Origin of the sequence: Bifidobacterium amazonense, from assembly GCF_018555435.2 — a bacterium.
GTDB classification, from domain to species: Bacteria; Actinomycetota; Actinomycetes; order Actinomycetales; family Bifidobacteriaceae; genus Bifidobacterium; species Bifidobacterium amazonense.
Window position 1 is genome coordinate 16,489 of record NZ_JAFEJT020000021.1, and the last position, 19,405, is coordinate 35,893.

Below are 19,405 nucleotides of genomic sequence, written 5' to 3' on the forward strand. Positions count from 1 at the left end.
TCGGCTCGCACATCGCCTACAAACGCCTCCGGCGTTTGCTTCACGTCGATGTCCTCACTGAGGGAGCGTCACGCCAGCGCGTATTCGTCGGCGGCGCGACGCAGCTGTTCGACGTCCTCGCCGAGGAATCCGGCCGCGCCCTGTCGTATCAGCGAGCGTGCGGTGCGCGCGTCGTTGACGGCTCCCACGTAGACGGGCACGTCGTGCCGTTTCGCCTCGCGCAGGAACGTGCGCGTCGCCTCGCGGGCGCGTACGACGACGAAGTCCATCGGCAGTTCGCGCCCGTCCCAGTCGCCGCCGCGCACGACGTCGCCCTGCGTGCCGTTCGTCGTGCCATTGTCCGCGCCGCTGCCCGACCCGCCGCGCGGCACGTTGCGGTCGGTCGTGCCGCCGTTCTCTCCCGCACCGTCGCCGTGCCTGCCGCCGGACCGTCCGCGGCCGGACTTGCCGCTGCCGCGGGCCAGCCGGTCGAGCAGCCGCGTACGCCAGTCGCGGATGTCCCAGCCGGTCAGCTGCGGCTCGCCGCTCGCGCATAGGCCGATCCGCCAGTTCGGTTCGCGCTGTTTGAAGACGACGATCGCCTCCCGACTCGTGGACATGATCATGAGATTGTTGGTGAACCGCGCGGTTTCGACCGAGCGGATGACCGTGTCCGCGACGGCGCGCGCGTGCCGGTCGTCGGTTTTGACGTGCAGCAGCAGGCCGAGATGTCCACGCGTGCGCTGGGCCGTGCGCAATGCCTGGACCAGCGTGGGGATGCGATAGTTCTGTCCGTTCTGCCGCATGGTCATGCGTTGCAGCTGACGCAGCGGCGTACGCGAGACGAGCACGTTGCGCCCGGCGGCACTGAGCCGTCCGGTCGCGCGATCGTGGAAGACGACGGGCTCGCCATCGGACGTGAGCCGTATGTCGATTTCCGCATAGTCCGCGCCGATCCGGTCGGCGCCACGGATGGCGGCGAGTGAGTTTTCGGGAGCGGCCGCGTCGCCGCGATGCGCGATGACGGCCGGGGCGATGCCGTTCGTGCCGGAATGCGCGATGCCGACCAGATGTCCGAAGCCGACGGCCACGTCGCACACCAGCATCACGGCGACCAGCACGACGGCAACGACGGCGAATACGCCGCGTCGTCCGCCCACGTTCAACCTGCGCATCACTCCCCTGCCTTCCCGTCCGATCATCGTCCGCCGGCGATCGTGTTCCGCCGACGATTATGTGCGTCTGCAGCACGCCGCGCAAGTAGCGGACGGCAAGCGACGCATACGATAAATGCCGCCTCCGATCCCTGCCTGGAAACGACCGAGAGGAACCGAAGACGGCATTCAGCGTACGCGGCCCGCAATGCGGCGGCCATCAGCCGCGGGAATGATGATGCGCGATCGTGCCACAGCACGACAGTGCAGGTTTACGACATGATAGTGCGGGTTTCCCGCCGATCATCGCCAGAACTTTGCATCATCCTTTCGATGAGAGTCAGCCTGCACAATATGGTCGAGGCTCAGAAGCCCAACTTCCAACGGGCAACAGGCCAGAACGGACCGGCCGGCGTCACAGCACGGCGATGGCGTCGATCTCGACAAGCGCGCCCTTCGGGATGTCGTTGCCGCCGAACGCGCAGCGGGCCGGCTTGACGGAGCCGATGAACACCTCGGCGTAGCGGGCGTCGACCTCCTTGAAGTCCTCGACGTTCTTGAGGTAGATCGTGGCGCGGCACACGTGCTCGATGCCGGTGCCGGCCGCGTCGAGAATGCACTTGATGTTCTTGAGGGCCTGCGCGGCCTGCTCGCCCGCGGTCGGGCCGGCCAGCTCGCCGGTGGCCGGGTCGATGCCCAGCTGGCCGGAAACGAACACGAACCCGTTGGCCTTGACCGCCTGGCTGTACGCGCCCAGCGCCGCCGGCGCCTCGGAGGTGGCCACCGCTTCCATCTTCTCGCTCATGATGCTGCTCCTTTGACAAATCATATACAAGTCGTATATTCGCCGTTCGCATCGGTCGCCGCCGCTCGCGGCCGCGCCGATCCCACGCGAAGCCCGCGCTTGGCTTCAATATAGTCCCCTCGCACCGGCTCCCGACAACCGGTGTCCGCATGCGGGAACAGGCACTATAACCACGGGGCAAAGCTTCCTGTCGTCCGACTGTTGCCGACGGAGAATCGTCTCTTCGCGTTTCTGACACATATGGGTCACATATGGGTCTAGTCAGTGTCCACAAGGTGCCGGGCGACAACGAATGTGGGGAAACCGGCAGCATGAACGGACCCCGACAGGACGGCGGATGCCGGTCGTTTCCGAAAGTGGGGAAACAGGCAGCACCAGTACCGCTCGTGACGAGCGTTCATGCTGCCGATATCCCCACATTCGACATAACGATCCGAATGTGGGGAAACCGGCAGCTTATACGAGACCGGAAACCGGCGTGTCGCGTCGCTTCTTCCCCACTTTCGGATATGGGCGCACGCAAACGTTCCGATTTCCCCACATTCGAACGATCACCACCGGTCTCCACCACCGGTTCCCGTCGTGTTGAGTCCGAACGGATAGGTCCGAGCGGATAGGCTGAAGAAACCGCCTGAGATGAAAAACAGCCCGCTTCCTCAAACGGGGAAACGGGCTTGATGGTGGGCCCAAAGGGGATCGAACCCTCGACCTTCTGTTCCGGAGACAGACGCTCTATCCACTGAGCTACGGACCCAAGCACGCCACTACTTTACACGCCGCCTTGACCGAATGCACGCGCACCACGCCGAAACATGCCTACACTGGTTTCATGGACGAGAATATGAACGATTTCGAGTACGAACGGCGGTTCTTCTGCCGTTCGCTGCCGCCGGAGGCCGATGACGGCGACGCCCCTGCGCTGATCGTGCAGAGCTACTACGTTCATGACGACAACTACGCGCTGCGCGTGCGGCTGACGACCCGCGCCGTGCGTGTGACGATGACGCCCGATCTCGACCCGCTCGCCGTACTCGACCTGTACCGCGACGATTTCCGCGAAGCGTACGTGACGGTCAAGGGACCGTCCGTGGGCGGCACGCGTTACGAGGCCGAACGCGAGATCGACTCGCGCATCGCGGCCGAGCTCATCAAGCGCGGCGGGGCGCCGATCATCAAGAACCGCTATTCGGTGTGGCTGGGCGAGGACGGCTGGAGCATCGACGTGTTCGGCGGGCCGAACGCGCCGCTCGTGGTCGCCTCGGCGCAGCGGTCCACGCCGGTGACGAACCTCGTCATTCCGAAGTTCTGCGTGACCGAGATCACCGACCAGCCGCGCTTCAGCAACGATGGTCTCGCCGCCCGCCCGTTCGGCGGCTGGCAGGCCGACTTCGAGCGCGAACTCGCCGAGGAGGGCCCGCAATTCCAGCAGTTATTCGGCCGCAACCGCATGGCGTGACACGGGAGCGTCGAGCTCAGTACATGAGCGTGGCCAGGCGGCGACGGGCGCGCTTGAGCCGCTCGTCGGCCGGATCGGGGATCAGGAAGTACTCGAGCAGACGCTTGCGCACCGGCTCGAGCTCGTCCGTGTGGCCGGCCGCCAGATAGTCGAGCAGACGGTCGAACGCGTCGGCGATCTGCCCGCCGATCATGTCCACGTCGGCCACGGCCAGCTGCGCGTCGACGTCGTCGGGATGCGCGGCCGCGGCGGCACGCACCTCGCGCACGTCGGCATTCGCGGAACGGGCGAGCAGCAGCGCCTTGGCGCGTTCGCGTGCGGCGACCTTGTCGTTCGGATCGGATTCGAGCACCTTCTCGTACGCGACGGCCGCACCGGCGTAGTCGCCGGCCTGCGCGAGCTGGTGCGCCTCGGCATGCTCCGGCGGGATCTGCTCGGCGGGCGCCGCACCCGAACCGGCACCCGCGGCACCGTCGGCGGACGGATCGCCGGAATACGGCGCGGTGCCGGTCACGCCGGCCTGCTGCGCGGCCTGGATGAGCTTCGGCAGTACCTGATCGGTGATCTGCTTGAGCTCCTCGTCGGACGGCAGTCCTTCAAGGATCGGCATCGGACGGCCGCCGATCAGCGCGAACAGCGCCGGCGCGCCCTGCACCTGGAACGCCTGCGCGATGGACGGGCTGGACGCGATATCGATACGGCTCAGCTGGATCTGGCCGTTGAGCTTGTTGACCGCGTCGCCGAGCGCGCGGGCCATGGGGAACAGGCGGTCGTCGGTGGGCACCCACAGCAGCAGCAGGATCGGGAACGTGGCCGAGGTCTGCACCATCGCCTGGAACGTGTTCTCGGTGGTGTCGATCACGTAGCCGCCGGCCGCGGGCGCGCCGCCCGCCTGCCCCGGCTCGGCCTTCACCTGATGCTTCAGCGCCTCCAGGTCCACGGCCCCCGCGAGGGACACACCGGGATGGAACTCCTGCTGATCTGCCATATCTACCTCCATGATTCAACGAAAAACGGCACTGGAACTCACTATAGTTCCAGTGCCGTCTTCCACGCATGCCGCCCTGCCGATTCAGCCCGGCGACGCAAAGACCGATGCAAAGACCGCCTACTGCGCCTCGACCTTGACGACCTCACGGTCCGCGCCCACCGCGGTGACCTGCTTGCCCGAGTTCGCCTCCGGCACGTACATGGCCACCACGAACACGTAGGTCGCCTTGAGCGTGCTGGTGGCCTTGGCGTTGCCGAATAGCGCGTTCTCCTGGTCGTTCGCGGGCAGCGATTCACGTCCCTCGCCGGCCTGGCGCGTCCATTCGAGGTTGATCTGCGCGACCACCAGGTCGCCGCCGTCGGATGATCGCATCACCTGGATCGCGCCGGGTTCGGCGGTGAAGGTCTGCTGCTGGGTGCCCTTGTTGCTGGAGATGCCCTGCTGCACCTGTTCGGTGGTGCTGGCGAGCGTCTGGCGCAGTTCGTCGTCGGCGAAGCTGGAGGCGAACTGGCTGGAGTCGCCGTTGGTGAGCACGTCGGCGTAGCGTTCGACGGCCTGTTCGGGCGTCATGATGAGCCCGGCGTCCTTCGCGGTGCCCATTTTCGCGCCGATGTCCGGCACGGCGAAGCTTGGCAGCTTGGTGCCTTGGAACAGTCGCGCCACGCCCCACAGCTTGTAGTTCTGGCGGGCCGAGTCCTGCGTGAGGACGAGCAGTCGCTTGGACTGCTGGTCGTCGGTGGTGGTGGTGATGCTGTACACGGTGCGCGGCCAGCCTGAATCGGTGGGGATGACGGTCTGCACGATGTCGTTCGGGATCGTCGCGTAGCGCGAGATCGAGCCGGTTTTCTTCGCGATCGCGATGCGCGCGCTGTGGATGGCCAGCTGCGGGCCGGTCATGCGTGCGGACAGTCCGCTCGCGTCCTTCGCGTCGTTGGCGTCGCCCAGCGCGATGAGGATCTGCTCGCGGATGTGCTTCTCCTGCGCCTCGCTCAGGTCCGGTGTGGCCTTGGACGACGTGTCCGCGGCCGTCGGCTGCGGCACCTGCCCTTCGCATGCGGCGAGCGAGACGGTGAGCATGAGGGCGAGCACGGCCGTCACGGCGTTCCTGATTCGCTTCGTCACTGCCGTTCCTCCTTCTCGCCGTCGGCGTCCGACCCGGTGGTTTCCTGCGCAAGTCTGGCGAAGTACGCCTGCAATTCCTCGCTGCTGATCACGGACGTGACCTCGTTGTTGGCCTCGTCGGCGGCATGCCCGGATCCGGACGCGCGGTGACGTCTTCTGCGCGGCAGCGACGGCTGCACGACCGGCGGCTCCTCGTTCGTCGACTGTGCGACGCGTGCGTGCGCGCCCCGCGGTTCGGCGACCGGCTCGTCGGTCGTATCGGTAACAGGACCGGCAACCGGCCCGGAGGATGGTTCACGGTCCGGCTCAGCGGCCGCCGTAACGGTCGTGTCCGCAGCCGGTTCGTCGGCCGCCGTACGGTCGTCGGTCGCGACGTCCACGTCGAATCGTAGCGCCGACGCCGGCTGCGCGGCCGGCGCGAACCGGTCGTGCGACGATCCGCCGTCCGCACGCGCGACGTCCGGAACCTGCACGTCCGACTGTTCCGCACGTTCGGCCTGTTCGTTGCGCGCGGCCTGATCGGCGACCAGATTGCGCGACGACGGGTCGATGATCGTCGGCTGCGCGACGTCGTCATGCGAGCCACCGGACGTCACGATCGCGGTCTCGTCCATATCCGAACGCGACCGTCCGCCGGCGTGACGGCGACGGCTGCCCCGCGGACGACGCGACGGCATGACCCGCGCGAGGCTGCCGGAAATGGCCTGCGCGACGGTCACCTCCTCCTGCACCAGCCTGCTTTCGATCACCCGCTTGCGGCGCTTGTGCGGCGGCATCGCGAACAGCGAGGCGGTGAGCACGGCCATCAGCGCGAGCAGACCGCCGGCGAAATAGAACGGCATGGCGAAGTCTGGCAGCGTCTCGCGCACCCAGTGCAGCGAGACCGTGGCCTGCCCCGATTCGCCCAGGTCGACGAGCGCGATGCTGTCGGACGTGTCGCTGACCGTCGTCTTCAGCGTCGCCTTGCCGCTGCCGCACACGACGTGCGTCCACATGTCGGAGTCGCGGAACGCCACGTCCTGCGACTGGTCGTCGGCCGAGGCGCTCTGCTTGGCACTGGACACCTCCGTGGACAGCGTGGTCCAGTCGGACAGTCCGGTCACGCGCGCGTACGATTCGCCGTTGATCCAGCCGTTGACGTCCTTGCTGGAGCCGAGCGCGACGCACACGTCGCTGCCGCCGGACGTGGTGACGGTAAGCGTGGATGCGTCGTCGACCAACGGCAGCACGCCGGGATCGGTGGCGATATAGCGCACGCCGTTCACCGTGCCGGTCGCGGTGATCTCGCTGCTGGGCTTCCAGACCGTCGCGTTGAACAGTCCCAACACGATGCAGGTCACTGCCAGCAGGCCGAAAATCGGGGTCACGAGGCCGCGCATGATCCACGCGCGGCGGGAGGGGGACATCCCCTCATCGTCGTTCGCATGTTCTTGTCGAGATTCTTGTTCGTTCGCAGTCATATCCACACCATTCTACAATCCCGCCCGTGAAGACCTTGGGAATGCGGCCGAACGCGCGGCAGATCAAGGTTGGGCGCTAGGGTGGTGCCTATGCGCAATACGACAACATCCAAGCATTTCCGCAACGTTCTGGCCGGCGTGTGCGCGCTGGGCCTGTGCCTGGCGTTCGGCGCGTGCGGCTCCTCCGACTCGGCGTCCAAGGACGCGTCCGGCTCCTCCTCGTCGTCCTCATCGTCCGATTCGTCCAAGGACTCGTCGTCGTCCACGTCGTCCGGCGACACGTCCTCACTCAAGGACCTCGACCAGATCACCGGCGTCACGGCCACCGGCGAGCTCGGCAAGAAGCCGACGATCAAGCTGGCGACCACGCCGATGACCGTCGCGAACAACTCGTACGCGGTGCTGCAGGAAGGCAACGGCAAGGCCGTCGAGGCCGACGACCGCGTGTGCGTGCAGGGCATCGCGATCAACGTCAAGGACGGCTCCGAACTCATGAGCACGTGGGAGAAGAACACGCCCGACTGCTCGTGGGACATGACCAGCTCGAACCTGGCCGCGGCGTACAAGGAGCTGTTCCTCAAGCAGAAGATCAACTCGACGGTCGCGTTCGGCGTGAACGATTCGAACTCGTCCGGCACGTCGTACATCATGGCGCTCACGATCGTCTCCACGTCGAAGGACTACACGAAGGCCACCGGCGACGAGGTCGCCGACGTGCCCTCCGATCTGCCGAAGGTGACGCGTGCCAAGGACGGCAAGCCGTCGATCGACATGAACGGGTACAAGGGCAACGGCGACAAGCTGCTCGCGCAGACGCTCATCAAGGGCTCCGGCACGAAGCTGACCGACTCGATGACCGCGAAGGTCAAGTACACCGGCTGGCTGCTCGACGGCACGCAGTTCGACTCCTCGTGGGACAAGGACACGACGTTCGACGCGGATCTGTCCGAGAGCGGCCAGATCATCCAGGGCTGGAAGGACGGCCTGATCGGCCAGACGGTCGGCTCGCAGGTGCTGCTCGTGATCCCACCGGACCTCGGCTACGGCTCGAACGCGACCGGTTCGATCCCGGCGAACTCGACGCTCGTCTTCGTGATCGACATTCTCGCCGCATACTGATCCCGCGGATTGTGCACGAGACCGCACACGAAAAAGGGGTTCCCGCTCATTGACGAGCGGGAACCCCTTTTTCGATCTGGATCTCATCCTAGAACAGGCGCAGCGAGTCGTCCTCGACGCCGCGCATCTCGTCGTAGTCGAGGATCAGGCATTCGAATCCGCGGTCCTCGGCCAGCACGCGCGCCTGCGGCGTGATGGTCTGCGCGGCGAAGATGCCGCGCACCGGCGCCAGGAGCGGGTCGCGATTGAGCAGCTCACAGTAGCGCGTCAGCTGCTCCACGCCGTCGATGCCGCCGTGCCGCTTGATTTCGATCGCCACGTGCACGCCGTCCGCGTCGGTGGCCATGATGTCGACCGGCCCGATCGCGGTCGGGTATTCGCGCCGCACCAGCCGCGCGCCGTCGCCGATGCGCGTGATCTGCTGCGCGAGATAGCGCTGCAGATGATCCTCGACGCCGTCCTTGACCAGGCCCGGATCCTCGCCGAGATCATACGATTCGTCCGTATAGATGCGGTACAGCGAAACCTCGAGGATGTCGCTCGACTTGTCCGCGGACACGCGCAGCAGCTTGATCGGCGTGAGTTCGGACGCGTCGCGACCGACGACCGACGTGTCCGTGGTCGTCGTATCGTCCGTCTCCGTGCCGTCGTCCGTCACGGCCGTGTCCGGCACGATCTCGCGGATCGTGCACGGAGCGGCCATCCAGTTGAGCGGCTTGTACGAGCAGAGCTCGGAGAAGATCAGCAGGCTGTTGTCGGCCTTGATCAGCAGCACGCGCTTGGCCGGCGGCAGCGAGGCGGTCAGACGGCCGGAATACTCGGCGGAACAGTCAGCAACAATAATTCGCACGTCGCAACACTGTACCATGCCCCGCGTGGCGGTTTTCTCTCGCTGACGTAGGTTCAGCGAGAGAAAACCGCCACTACAAACCCGACGTGGCAGAAATCGCTCACTGGGGTATGTGCCAGTGAGCGATTTCTGCCATGCACAGCATCCCGCACAATACGACGGAAGCCTCCCCGCGCGGGATGCGTGGGGAGGCTTCCGTTACGACAATGCGCGAGAACCGAACCGGTTACTCGGCGTCGGCGTCCGTACCGGCGGTGCGGACCACGTCGCGGCCGCGTTCGACCGCGACGGTGAGCTTGTTCGAGTCGAAGGAGATGAATCCGTCAGTGACCTCGAACACGTGGCGTTCGCCGGCCGGGTCGACCACGGTGAGCGAACCGCCCTTGATGACGGTCAGCACCGGCTCGTGATCGGCCAGAATGCCCATCTCGCCTTCGGAGGCGGGGATGGTCACCGACGTCGCCTCGCCGTGCCACACCGGGTGGTCAGCGGCGACGATATTCACCTGCATCAAGGTCTTTGAGGATCCAGCCATCACTCACCGAGCTCCTTCTGCATGTCGTGCCACTTCTTCTCGAGGTCGTCGATGCCGCCGATGCCGGAGAACGCCTGCTCCGGAACGTCGTCGTACACGCCATCGCAGATGCGCGTGAAGGCTTCGATGGTCTCGTCGGCCGGCACGTACGAGCCCGGGCGACCGGTGAACTTCTCGGCCACGTAGAAGTTCTGGCCGAGGAACTGCTCGATGCGGCGGGCGCGGTTGACGGTGGTCTTGTCCTCTTCCGAGAGCTCGTCGATGCCGATCAGGGCGATGATGTCCTGCAGCTCCTTGTTACGCTGCAGGATCGCCTTGACGCGGTTGGCGCACTCGTAGTGGGCCTGGCCGACGTAACGCGGATCGAGGATTCGCGAGGTCGAGCTCAGCGGGTCAACGGCCGGGTAGATGCCCTTCGAGGCGATGTCACGCGAAAGCTCGGTGGTCGCGTCGAGGTGGGCGAAGGTCGTGGCCGGGGCCGGGTCGGTGTAATCATCGGCCGGCACGTAGATGGCCTGCAGCGAGGTGATCGAGTGGCCGCGCGTCGAGGTGATGCGCTCCTGCAGAGCACCCATCTCGTCGGCCAGGTTCGGCTGGTAGCCCACGGCGGAAGGCATACGGCCCAGCAGCGTGGACACCTCGGAACCGGCCTGCGTGAAGCGGAAGATGTTGTCGATGAACAGCAGCACGTCCTGGTTCTGCACGTCGCGGAAGTACTCGGCCATCGTCAGTGCGGTCAGCGGGACGCGCAGACGGGTGCCCGGCTGCTCATCCATCTGGCCGAAGACCAGTGCGGTCTTCTCGAGCACGCCGGCCTCGCCCATCTCGCCGATCAGATCGTTGCCCTCACGGGTACGCTCGCCGACGCCGGCGAACACGGACACACCACCGTGGTTCTGCGCGACTCGCTGGATCATCTCCTGGATCAGCACGGTCTTGCCGACGCCTGCACCACCGAACAGACCGATCTTGCCGCCCTGCACGTACGGGGTGAGCAGATCGATGACCTTGATGCCGGTCTCGAACATCTGGGTCTTGGACTCCAGCTGGTCGAATGCCGGCGGCTTGCGGTGGATGGGCCAACGCTCGGTGACCTTGATGGTCTCGTCGGCCTTCTTGTTGAGCACGTGGCCGGTCACATCGAACACGTGGCCGAGGGTCACGTCGCCGACCGGCACGGAGATCGGGCCGCCGGTATCGGTGACGGTGGCGCCACGGACCAGACCATCGGTCGGCTTGAGCGCGACGCAGCGCACGGTCGAGTCGCCGAGGTGCTGCTCGACCTCCAGCGTGATGGAGTGGGCGGTCTCGCCCTCCTCGTGAGCGCCGGTGTTGGTCAGCTGCACGGTCAGTGCATTGTAGATGTCAGGCAGGTGGCCCACCGGGAATTCGACGTCGATAACCGAACCCTGGATACGCGTGACGCGACCATTGATCGGCTCTGCGGCCGTCTCGGCAGGTGCTGTGGTCTGAAGATTCTCAGCCATGTTCCTACTCTTCCTTGTTGTTCAGCGCGTCGGCGCTGCCGATGATTTCGGTAAGTTCCTGGGTGATCGATGCCTGACGCGAGGCGTTGAGCTTGCGGGTCAGATCGTCGATCAGGTTGCGGGCGTTCTCCGTGGCCGTATGCATGGCGTTCTGACGGCTTGCGGTCTCGGATGCGGCGGCCTCCAGCAGGCACTCGTGGATGCGTGACTGGATGTACTTCGGCAGCACGGCGTCCAGCACTTCCTCAAGGCTCGGCTCGAACGAATACAGCGGCGTGGCCTTGGCGGCATCGCTCGGCGCGTCGAATCCGGGCTGCGCGGCCTCATGCTCGGCCTCGATGACCTCGACCGGCAGCATGCGCAGCACGCGCACCTTCTGAACCACCATGTTGATGAACTCGGTGTAGACGATGTAGAGTTCGGAAACCCCACCCTCGGCGGCCGGCTTCATGTAGGCGTTCATCAGTGCCGTGGAGATCGCCTCGGCGACTTCGACGCCAGGCTTGTCGGTATCGCCCTCCCACGTATCGGCGACGTCGCGGTTGCGGTACTTGTAGTACGTGACGCCGCGGCGACCGTAGACGTACAGCTCCGGCTGCTTGCCGTCCGCTTCGAGACGGTTCAGCAGATCCTCCGTTTCACGGATGATCGACGACGTGTACGCGCCGGCCATACCACGATCCGACGTCAAGGCGAGGACGGCAACCTTCGGGTTGTCCTCCTCCTTCTTGACGATCGGATGCGTGATATGCGAATGGGCTACCACAGCCTGTACGGCATCGAAAATCGCATCGGCATAGGGCTTCGCGTTCAGGGCAACATCACGTGCCTTGGCAATGTGCGAAGACGCGATCATCTCCTGGGCGTTGAAGATCTTCTCCAACGAACCCGTGGAGGCGATCCTGCTCTTCAATGCGAGTTGCGATCCCATGGGCTACTTCTTTTCTCCGGCCATCGGGTGCTTGTTCGGATCGACCTCCGGCTTCTCGGCCTTCGCGACGATCTTCTCCTGCTCGACCGGCGTCGGGTTCTTCGAGACCTTCTTCTTCTCGACCAGCGGCTTGCCCGCCTTGGTCACGTAGGTCGCGCGGAACTCGTCCACGGCCTTGTCGAGGGCCGCTTCGGTGTCGGACGTGAAGTTCTCGGTGTCACGGATGGTCTTGAGGATGTCGGTGTTGTGGTCGAGCCAGTCGAGCAGCGCATGCTCGAACGGCAGCACGTCGCCCAGCGGCAGATCGTCCATCTTGCCGTGGGTGCCGGCCCACACGGACACGACTTCCTGTTCCATCGAGTACGGCGAGAACTGCGGCTGCTTGAGGAGCTCGGTCAGGTGCGAGCCACGGTTCAGCTGGGCCTTGGACGCGGCGTCCAGATCGGACGCGAACATCGCGAAGGATTCCAGCGAACGGTACTGCGCCAGCGAGATCTTCAGCGTGCCGGAGACCTTCTTCAAGGCCTTGGTCTGCGCAGCGCCGCCGACTCGGGACACGGAGATGCCGACGTCCACGGCGGGACGCTGGTTCGCGTTGAACAGGTCGGACTGCAGGAAGATCTGACCGTCGGTGATGGAGATCACGTTGGTCGGAATGTAGGCGGACACGTCGTTCGCCTTGGTCTCGACGATCGGCAGACCGGTCATCGAGCCGCCGCCGAGGTCATCGGAAACCTTCGCGCAGCGTTCGAGCAGACGGGAGTGCAGGTAGAACACATCGCCCGGGTAGGCCTCACGCCCCGGCGGACGACGCAGCAGCAGCGAGATCGAGCGGTACGCCTCGGCCTGCTTCGACAGATCGTCGAAGACGATGAGGACGTGCTTGCCGTGGTACATCCAGTGCTGTCCGATGGCGGAACCGGTGTAGGGGGCAATGTACTTGAAACCAGCGGAATCGGAAGCCGGGGAGGCGACGATGGTGGTGTACTCCATCGCGCCGGCCTCTTCGAGGCTCTGACGCACCGAGGCGATGGTCGAGCCCTTCTGGCCGATGGCGACGTAGATGCAGCGGACCTGCTTCTTCGGATCGCCGGATTCCCAGTTCTTCTTCTGGTTGATGATGGTGTCGATCGCGATGGCCGTCTTGCCGGTCTGACGATCGCCGATGATGAGCTGGCGCTGGCCGCGGCCGATCGGCGTCATCGCGTCGATGGCCTTGAGGCCGGTGGACATAGGCTCGTCGACCGGGTGACGGTGCATCACGTCGGGGGCCTGAGCCTCGAGGATACGACGACCCTCGATGCCCGTGATCTCGCCCAGACCGTCGATCGGGTTGCCCAGCGGGTCCACGGTGCGGCCGAGGTAGCCGTCGCCAACAGGCACGGAGAGCACTTCGCCGGTGCGACGGACCTCCTGGCCCTCCTCGATGCCTGCGAAGTCGCCGAGGATAACCACGCCGATCTCACGGGCGTCAAGGTTGAACGCCAGGCCGAGCGTGCCGTCCTCGAAGGTCAGCAGCTCATTGGCCATGCAACCAGGCAGTCCCGTCACGTGCGCAATGCCGTCGCCGGCCGTGGCCACGTAGCCCACTTCCTGGGTGGGCGTGTCCGACGGCTTGTACGACTCGACGAAATCATCGAGCGCCTTGCGTATCGTGGTGGGATCAATGGTAAGTTCTGCCATGATCACTCCTTGTTGTTATTGGTAAATCTTTGGGATCCCGTGGCGTCGCGGCGTGCCGGTTGGCTTGCCGTTCGCTGCGGCTGCGGCCGCGGGATATATGCCGTCAGGCGCTGGCCTGGACGGTGCGGTTCAGATGCTGGAGCTGGGCGACCACCGTGTTGTCGGTGACCTCGTCGCCCACCTGGATGCGCATGCCGCCGATCACGGACGGATCGACGACGGAGTTGATGTGCACCGGTCGGCCGACCTTCTTCGTGTAGATCGCGGTGAGCTTCTTGATCTGCTCGAGCTTGAGCGGGGTGGCGGTGGTCACGGTGACCATCGACTCGCCCATGTGGCGCGAGAACTTGTTGATCAGCCACTGGATGGTCTGCAGGTAGCGGCGGTTGCGCAGGTTGCAGGTCGCGTGTTCGGCGAGGCGCTTGGTGACCTTGTTGAGGTCGCTGGAGCCGATCAGGCTGTTGAGCAGCTTGGTGCGGGCCTCGGCGGGCGCGCTGTCGTCCGACAGTTCGGAGCGCAGGACCGGCATGCCGAGCAGCGCCGAATGCAGTTCGGCCAGCTCGATCGAGACCTGGAGCGTGGCGCCGGTGGCGTCCGCGTAGTACATCATGCCGTCCACGCCGAAGTCCTCCACGGCGTTGGCGATGTCGGACACGCGGCTCCAACGGCGACCGACCAGATCGGTCATGATCTCCATCGTCATCGGGTGCGCCTGACCACCGATCAGGGTGTTCAGTACGGCGACCTTGTCCGCCACCGGGCGCGACGGGTCGGTGAGCGCGCGTTCAAGCTGGACGTTGTGATCGAGCACGTTGGTGATCGAGAACAGCTCGTTCCCGATGCGCCACGCATCCTCGCCCGTTTCGCGCAGCTTGGGTGCCAGCGAGTCACGAGAGACGCGATCTGCGATGCGCGATGCTTCTCCTCGCATTGGTCACCTCCCTTTCCTTGACGTTTGCGTTGCTGTGTGACTGGTGTGACGAACGGTCACGGTCACTTCTTGTCGGAGTCCATCTCGTCGAGCATGTTGTCGATCATGCTCGACTGCACGTCCGCGTCCTCGAGCTTGGAGCCGAGGATCTTGCCCGCGAGGGCAGCGGCGAGCGTGCCGACTTCGCCCTTGAGACTGACCATCGCCTGACGGTGCTGCGACTCGATGGAGCGCTGCGCGTTGGCGGTGATCTGCGCCGCGTCGGATTCGGCGCGGGAGCGGGCGTCGGCGATGATGTGCGAGGCTTCGGCGCGGGCGTCGTCACGGATCTTGGAGGCTTCGACGCGGGCGTTGCTCAGCTGGGCCTCGTACTTGGCCTTCGCTTCGTCAGCGTCCTTCTTGGCCTGTTCGGCCTTGGCGATGTTGCCTTCGATCTTTGCCGCACGCTCGTCGAAGATCGCATTGAACTTCGGCATGAAGAACTTGTAGAAGAACAGCGCAACGATGACAAGGATGATCAGGGACCACACAATGTCATAGACCTCGGGGATGAACAGATCGATTCCGCCTTCTGCCAGTGTCATCATGAAGCCCTCCTTTCATTGTTGGACATGGATCGTTGTTTCGTACGTCGTGCGACCGCTACTAGAGGATCAGGGCGGCGACGAAGCCGATCAGGGCCAGCACCTCGACCAGAGCCAGGCCGATGAACATGATGGTCTGGATCTTGCCGGACATCTCGGGCTGGCGGGCGGTGGATTCCATGGCCTTACCGAAGAGGATGCCCAGACCGATGCCAGGGCCCAGAGTACCGATGCCGTAGCCGATGACGGACAGGTTGCCGGCGACCTCAGCGAGGGTGATGATATCCATTTTGTTTCCTTTCTAACGTACGAGGTGACGTTATAAATCTTGGGTTCCCGCCTGCATCCCGTGTGGCTGCGGTTTGTTGTGCCGTCGTGCCGCGGAACGTGGGGGATTGCCCGGAAGAACCCGCTGGGGTCACTCCTCCGGGAAGCTCAGGTTGATGTACACGGTCGACAGGATCGCGAACACGTACGCCTGGAGGAACGCGACGAACGCCTCGAAGCAGGTCATCGCGAAGCCGCCCGCGAACCACAGCGCGCCCACCGGGACGCCCTGCAGCTTGTTGACCGCGTCGACCAGCCAGTACTGCGCGAACGCAAGGCAGGTGGCGACCATGAGGTGGCCGGAGACCATGTTCGCGAAGAGTCGGATCGTCAGCGAGGCCGGACGGATGATGAGCAGCTCGAGGATGTTGATCGGCGCGAGCAGGATGTAGACCGGCCACGGCACGCCCGGCGTGAACAGCTCGTGGCGCAGGTAGTGGCCGAGGCCCTGCGAGCGGGCGGCGGCGATCCAGTACTGGACCATGGTCCACAGCGCGAACACCAGCGGCATGACGACGGTCGCGTTGGCGGCCATGTTCATGCCCGGCACGATGCCGCACAGGTTGAATACGAAGATCGTGAAGAACAGCGTGGTGATCATCGGCACGTAGCGCTTGCCACGCGTCTCGCCCATGATGTCGTAGACGATCTTGTCACGCACGAAGTCGAGGCCCATCTCGACGACGCCCTGCCAGCGGCCGGGGATCAGCTTGGCTCGGCTGGCGGTCACGCCAAGCACGGCCAGCAGCACGATCGTGGCGACGATACGGATAAGAATGATGCGGTTGATCGCGAACGGGGTGCCCTGGAACAGGATCTCCGGGGGAAGAAAGTCATCGACCGACGGAAGATGCGCGCCCGTCTCGGCCGCCAACAGCAAACCGGTGCCGAATGAACCGACCATATCACGCCTCCTGCTTCTTGTTTCCGGTGTCAGTTTAGTCCAAGGGGCAGGGCGAATGTGACGCTGCGGTTACTTCTTCCTCCCCCGTTCAGGGTCTGCGCAGCGCGGCTTGGAGTCGACGTTGTGCATTCGACTCCGAATGGCTGAAGAGTGATTATTGGCCCGTGTTCGGACAAATCGGCAAACCGGCGCAAAACCGCCACTTCTTCGGCGTTTCGTATGCGTGGGATTACTAGACGCCCGCCTAGCATATGTCTTGTTAGCGCTCACGGTGATATCCGGGATGCGGCTGTTCCCAGGTTCACTTCTTGACCATAACCCCGTCCACGTTGTGGACGGGGTCTTGTTCGTCAGCCGGCGATCACACCGTAGCCGTCGTGCACGAACGGCGCAAAACCATCCTTGCGCGGGCTTCCCGGTTCATGACGGATCGAACGGTCCGTGCCGAGCCGCTTCTCACGACGCAGCTGCGGGACTTCGGTCAGGTCGTAGGGCGTGGTCTGATACACCCAGTTCAGCCAGTTGCGCCACAGCAGGTTGCCGTGCGCACGCCAGCTGAACAGCGGTTCGAGCGACGGATCGTCGTGCGGGAAATAGTTCTGCGGGAACGGCACGTTCGTCATGTCCTTCTTCATGTCGCGCTCGTACTCCTCGGCGAGCGTGTACTTGCCGTACTCCCAGTGGCCGAGCGCGAACACCTCGGAGAAGTCGCGCGCGGCGATCAGGCCGGGGCCGGACTGCGGGCCCCAGGTGAGCACCTGCAGGTCGGGGTTGGCGGCCACGTCGTCCTCGTTCACGCCGGCCAGACGCGAATGTGGCTGCAGCGCGATCTCATCGAAGCCGTTCGTCAGGAAGCAGTACTCGTCCTGCAGATACTGCGGGAACACGCCGAAGACCTTCTGCGGATAGTCGACCTTGCGCACGCCGTAGCGGTAGTTGAGCGCGCCCATCGCGCCCCAGCACAGGTACATGGTCGAGAAGACGTGCGTCGAGGCCCAGTCGAGGATGCGCTTGAACTCGCCCCAGTAGTCGACCTCCTCGAACGGCATGTGCTCGACGGGCGCGCCGGTGACGACGAAGCCGTCGTAGTAGTTGTCCTCGAACGCGTCGAGTGTCTCGTAGAACTTGAGCAGATGGTCGGCGGAGACATGCGTGGCCTCGTGCGTGGAGGTCTTCATGAAGTCGATCTCGACCTGCAGCGGGCTTTTCGAGATCAGGCGCAGCAGCTGCGTCTCCGTCTCGATCTTCTTGGGCATGAGGTTCAGGATCACCAGTTTGAGCGGACGCACGCGCTGGCGCTCCGCTTCGGGCTTCTCAAGCGCGAAGATGCGCTCCGAATCGAGGATGGCACGGGCCGGCAGGCCACTGGGGATCTTGATAGGCATGGTTCCTATTATGACAAGGCGCGTGACCTATCCGGTCGTTTGCGCATTCGCGCACGCCGGAACAGGCGCAATCGGGTCCGACGCCGACCGTTTCGGCATGCGAGAGCAACCGCACGACGACCGTGCGACAACCGTGCACCGACCGCACGCCAATGACCCATCCGGTGCGACACGCCGATTTGACATATACCCATTCACCGGTAAATTAGATTGAGCTGTCTGAATGACAAGCCGTCGCGGGGTGGAGCAGCTCGGTAGCTCGCTGGGCTCATAACCCAGAGGTCCTAGGTTCAAATCCTAGCCCCGCTACTAACAGCGGAAGGCCGTCAACGTAATCGTTGGCGGCCTTTTTCGTATCCCCGGCGTTCCCCTCCCGGCTACCCTTCCACAGCGATTGACGATGGCGTGACATGGCTACTAAACAACCGGCGCCGCAATGGCGCGAATCGATAGACAAATGGCTGGCCTCACTGAGGGCGGCCGGCTACTCCGAACAGACGCTCAAGACGCGCCGCTACCAGATACAGGCCCTCAGCCTCGGCCTCGGCGGCAGCCCCTTGGACGTGACCGTCGAGGACATCGTCGAGTGGTACGCGGACCACGACTGGAAGCCCGAGACGCGCAAGAGCTCGCGGAACGCTGCCGTGTCGTACTTTCGATGGCTCAAGCACTCGGGACGGCGCCCAGACGACCCCTCCGAGGGGCTTCCCAGCGTGAAGCGACCGCAGGCGCACCCCAGACCATGCCCGGACAGGGTCATTCTGGCCGCTCTGGGCCGCGCAACCGAGTCGGAACGGCTGATGATACGTCTCGGCGCGGAAGCGGGCCTCAGAAGGGCCGAAATAGCGTGCGTAAGCTCCGACGACGTCATGGACGACCTTCACGGCAAGAGCCTCATAGTCCGAGGCAAGGGCGACAAGCAACGCATAGTCCCATTGTCCGACGATCTCGCCGCCGAGATACTGAAGCACAGGGGGTATCTCTTCCCCGGCCGTTGGGAGCCGCACTGCGAGCAGTCCTACATAGGCAAGCACGTCGGCGCGCTCCTAGGGGGCGGGTGGACGACGCACAGCCTGCGGCACCGGTACGCGACGATGACCTATCAGGCCACGGCCGACATCTTCCTCGTGTCGAAGCTCTTGGGGCATGAGAGCGTGGAGACGACGCAGCGCTACGTCGCGCTGCCGGACTCGCGGCTGAGGGTCGCCGTGGACGCCGTCGCCTTGGGCGCTTAGGTGCCATGTCCGGGCCGCAACCGTCTTGGCTACCGGCAAGCCCGCTCTTTCGGCTCACGCCTTTGCGACGTCCGCCGCTCCTAGGCTGCGACTTCGTGCCGCCGGTTCGATCGCACCGGCCCGTGGGGCTCCATGGCACGTCCCATTGTGCCACAAACGCGAAAAAGCCCCCACCCTATGGGGGTGGGGGTGGTTTGTCAGGCCTCGGGCTTGTCCGGGGCCTTGGCGGTGCGCGCGGCGGCCAGTTGGGCCTTTACCGCGCTGGCGCCGATCACGGCGCCGATGAGGGTGCCGCTGGCGTTGAGCGTGATGATGATCTGGTTGGAGTACGGCAGGCCCCACGCGGGGCCGACGGTGCCGATGAAGGTGCTTACTGCTGGCAGGACGAGCAGGCCGACCCATTTGAGCACGTCATAGACCTTGTTGGGGATGAGCCACTGGGGCACGTTGTCCTCGTTCATCTCCAT

At 64.7% G+C, this 19,405-nt stretch carries 19 protein-coding genes and 2 tRNA genes; 4 read left to right on the plus strand and 17 right to left on the minus strand.

Annotated features, from left to right (window positions below):
• Window positions 1-68 precede the first annotated feature (68 nt).
• The 3 genes from JS533_RS06460 to JS533_RS06470 form a co-directional block, all read right to left on the minus strand.
• On the minus strand, window positions 69-1,154 hold the full coding sequence (locus JS533_RS06460; RefSeq protein WP_241513623.1) for a glycerophosphodiester phosphodiesterase family protein: 1,086 nt from the start codon (window positions 1,152-1,154) through the stop codon (window positions 69-71).
• Window positions 1,155-1,548: 394 nt separating this feature from the next.
• Window positions 1,549-1,938: a Rid family detoxifying hydrolase gene (locus JS533_RS06465; RefSeq protein ID WP_033493429.1), complete on the minus strand. Its 390-nt coding sequence runs from the start codon at window positions 1,936-1,938 to the stop codon at window positions 1,549-1,551.
• 678 nt (window positions 1,939-2,616) lie between these two features.
• Window positions 2,617-2,692: transfer RNA gene (locus JS533_RS06470), tRNA-Arg, on the minus strand.
• A 75-nt stretch (window positions 2,693-2,767) separates the two neighbouring features.
• Here JS533_RS06470 and JS533_RS06475 point away from each other — a divergent pair.
• Window positions 2,768-3,394 carry a CYTH domain-containing protein gene (locus JS533_RS06475; protein WP_241513624.1) on the plus strand — a complete coding sequence of 209 codons (627 nt, stop codon included), beginning with the start codon at window positions 2,768-2,770 and terminating at the stop codon, window positions 3,392-3,394.
• A gap of 16 nt (window positions 3,395-3,410) precedes the next feature.
• Here the strand turns inward: JS533_RS06475 and JS533_RS06480 are convergent, their stop codons facing one another.
• From JS533_RS06480 to JS533_RS06490, 3 genes are all read right to left on the minus strand, one after another.
• Window positions 3,411-4,382, minus strand: coding sequence for a tetratricopeptide repeat protein (locus JS533_RS06480; RefSeq protein WP_033493426.1), 972 nt, complete (start codon window positions 4,380-4,382; stop codon window positions 3,411-3,413).
• 120 nt (window positions 4,383-4,502) lie between these two features.
• Window positions 4,503-5,462, minus strand: a complete 960-nt coding sequence (locus JS533_RS06485; RefSeq protein WP_241513646.1) for a DUF8094 domain-containing protein — start codon at window positions 5,460-5,462, stop codon at window positions 4,503-4,505.
• A 41-nt stretch (window positions 5,463-5,503) separates the two neighbouring features.
• The gene (locus JS533_RS06490; RefSeq protein WP_241513625.1) at window positions 5,504-6,967 is read right to left on the minus strand and encodes a hypothetical protein; all 1,464 of its coding nucleotides are present in this window, start codon (window positions 6,965-6,967) and stop codon (window positions 5,504-5,506) included.
• Between the two features lie 90 nt (window positions 6,968-7,057).
• On the opposite strand from JS533_RS06490, the gene JS533_RS06495 reads away from it, so the two are divergent.
• Entirely contained in the window at window positions 7,058-8,086 is a 1,029-nt protein-coding gene (locus JS533_RS06495; RefSeq protein ID WP_241513626.1) for an FKBP-type peptidyl-prolyl cis-trans isomerase, read from the plus strand.
• Window positions 8,087-8,174: 88 nt separating this feature from the next.
• On the opposite strand, the gene nucS is transcribed toward JS533_RS06495, so the two are convergent.
• From nucS to JS533_RS06545, 10 genes are all read right to left on the minus strand, one after another.
• Complete coding sequence (gene nucS / locus JS533_RS06500) at window positions 8,175-8,936, minus strand: endonuclease NucS (protein WP_241513627.1); 762 nt, start codon at window positions 8,934-8,936, stop codon at window positions 8,175-8,177.
• Between the two features lie 226 nt (window positions 8,937-9,162).
• Window positions 9,163-9,471 (minus strand): F0F1 ATP synthase subunit epsilon, encoded by a 309-nt coding sequence (locus JS533_RS06505; RefSeq protein WP_241513628.1) that lies wholly within the window; start codon window positions 9,469-9,471, stop codon window positions 9,163-9,165.
• Window positions 9,471-10,958, minus strand: coding sequence for a F0F1 ATP synthase subunit beta (atpD, locus tag JS533_RS06510; protein ID WP_241513629.1), 1,488 nt, complete (start codon window positions 10,956-10,958; stop codon window positions 9,471-9,473). The genes JS533_RS06505 and atpD overlap by 1 nt, the downstream gene beginning before the upstream one ends.
• Window positions 10,959-10,962: 4 nt before the next feature.
• Entirely contained in the window at window positions 10,963-11,889 is a 927-nt protein-coding gene (locus JS533_RS06515) for a F0F1 ATP synthase subunit gamma (protein ID WP_241513630.1), read from the minus strand.
• A gap of 3 nt (window positions 11,890-11,892) precedes the next feature.
• Window positions 11,893-13,572: a F0F1 ATP synthase subunit alpha gene (gene atpA / locus JS533_RS06520; protein WP_241513631.1), complete on the minus strand. Its 1,680-nt coding sequence runs from the start codon at window positions 13,570-13,572 to the stop codon at window positions 11,893-11,895.
• Window positions 13,573-13,675: 103 nt separating this feature from the next.
• Window positions 13,676-14,503: a F0F1 ATP synthase subunit delta gene (locus tag JS533_RS06525; protein ID WP_241513632.1), complete on the minus strand. Its 828-nt coding sequence runs from the start codon at window positions 14,501-14,503 to the stop codon at window positions 13,676-13,678.
• 62 nt (window positions 14,504-14,565) lie between these two features.
• Complete coding sequence (locus JS533_RS06530) at window positions 14,566-15,087, minus strand: F0F1 ATP synthase subunit B (RefSeq protein ID WP_241513647.1); 522 nt, start codon at window positions 15,085-15,087, stop codon at window positions 14,566-14,568.
• A gap of 61 nt (window positions 15,088-15,148) precedes the next feature.
• Window positions 15,149-15,376: an ATP synthase F0 subunit C gene (gene atpE, locus JS533_RS06535; protein ID WP_094730084.1), complete on the minus strand. Its 228-nt coding sequence runs from the start codon at window positions 15,374-15,376 to the stop codon at window positions 15,149-15,151.
• Between the two features lie 129 nt (window positions 15,377-15,505).
• Complete coding sequence (atpB, locus tag JS533_RS06540; protein WP_241513633.1) at window positions 15,506-16,318, minus strand: F0F1 ATP synthase subunit A; 813 nt, start codon at window positions 16,316-16,318, stop codon at window positions 15,506-15,508.
• 350 nt (window positions 16,319-16,668) lie between these two features.
• On the minus strand, window positions 16,669-17,703 hold the full coding sequence (locus JS533_RS06545) for a homoserine O-succinyltransferase (protein WP_241513634.1): 1,035 nt from the start codon (window positions 17,701-17,703) through the stop codon (window positions 16,669-16,671).
• 235 nt (window positions 17,704-17,938) lie between these two features.
• Here JS533_RS06545 and JS533_RS06550 point away from each other — a divergent pair.
• Together JS533_RS06550 and JS533_RS06555 are read left to right on the plus strand one after the other, a co-directional pair.
• A tRNA-Met gene (locus tag JS533_RS06550) sits at window positions 17,939-18,012 on the plus strand.
• 101 nt (window positions 18,013-18,113) lie between these two features.
• On the plus strand, window positions 18,114-18,938 hold the full coding sequence (locus tag JS533_RS06555) for a tyrosine-type recombinase/integrase (RefSeq protein WP_241513635.1): 825 nt from the start codon (window positions 18,114-18,116) through the stop codon (window positions 18,936-18,938).
• 197 nt (window positions 18,939-19,135) lie between these two features.
• Here the strand turns inward: JS533_RS06555 and JS533_RS06560 are convergent, their stop codons facing one another.
• A complete protein-coding gene (locus tag JS533_RS06560) occupies window positions 19,136-19,399 on the minus strand; it encodes a phage holin (protein ID WP_241513636.1) in 264 nt (87 codons plus the stop codon).
• Window positions 19,400-19,405: the final 6 nt, after the last annotated feature.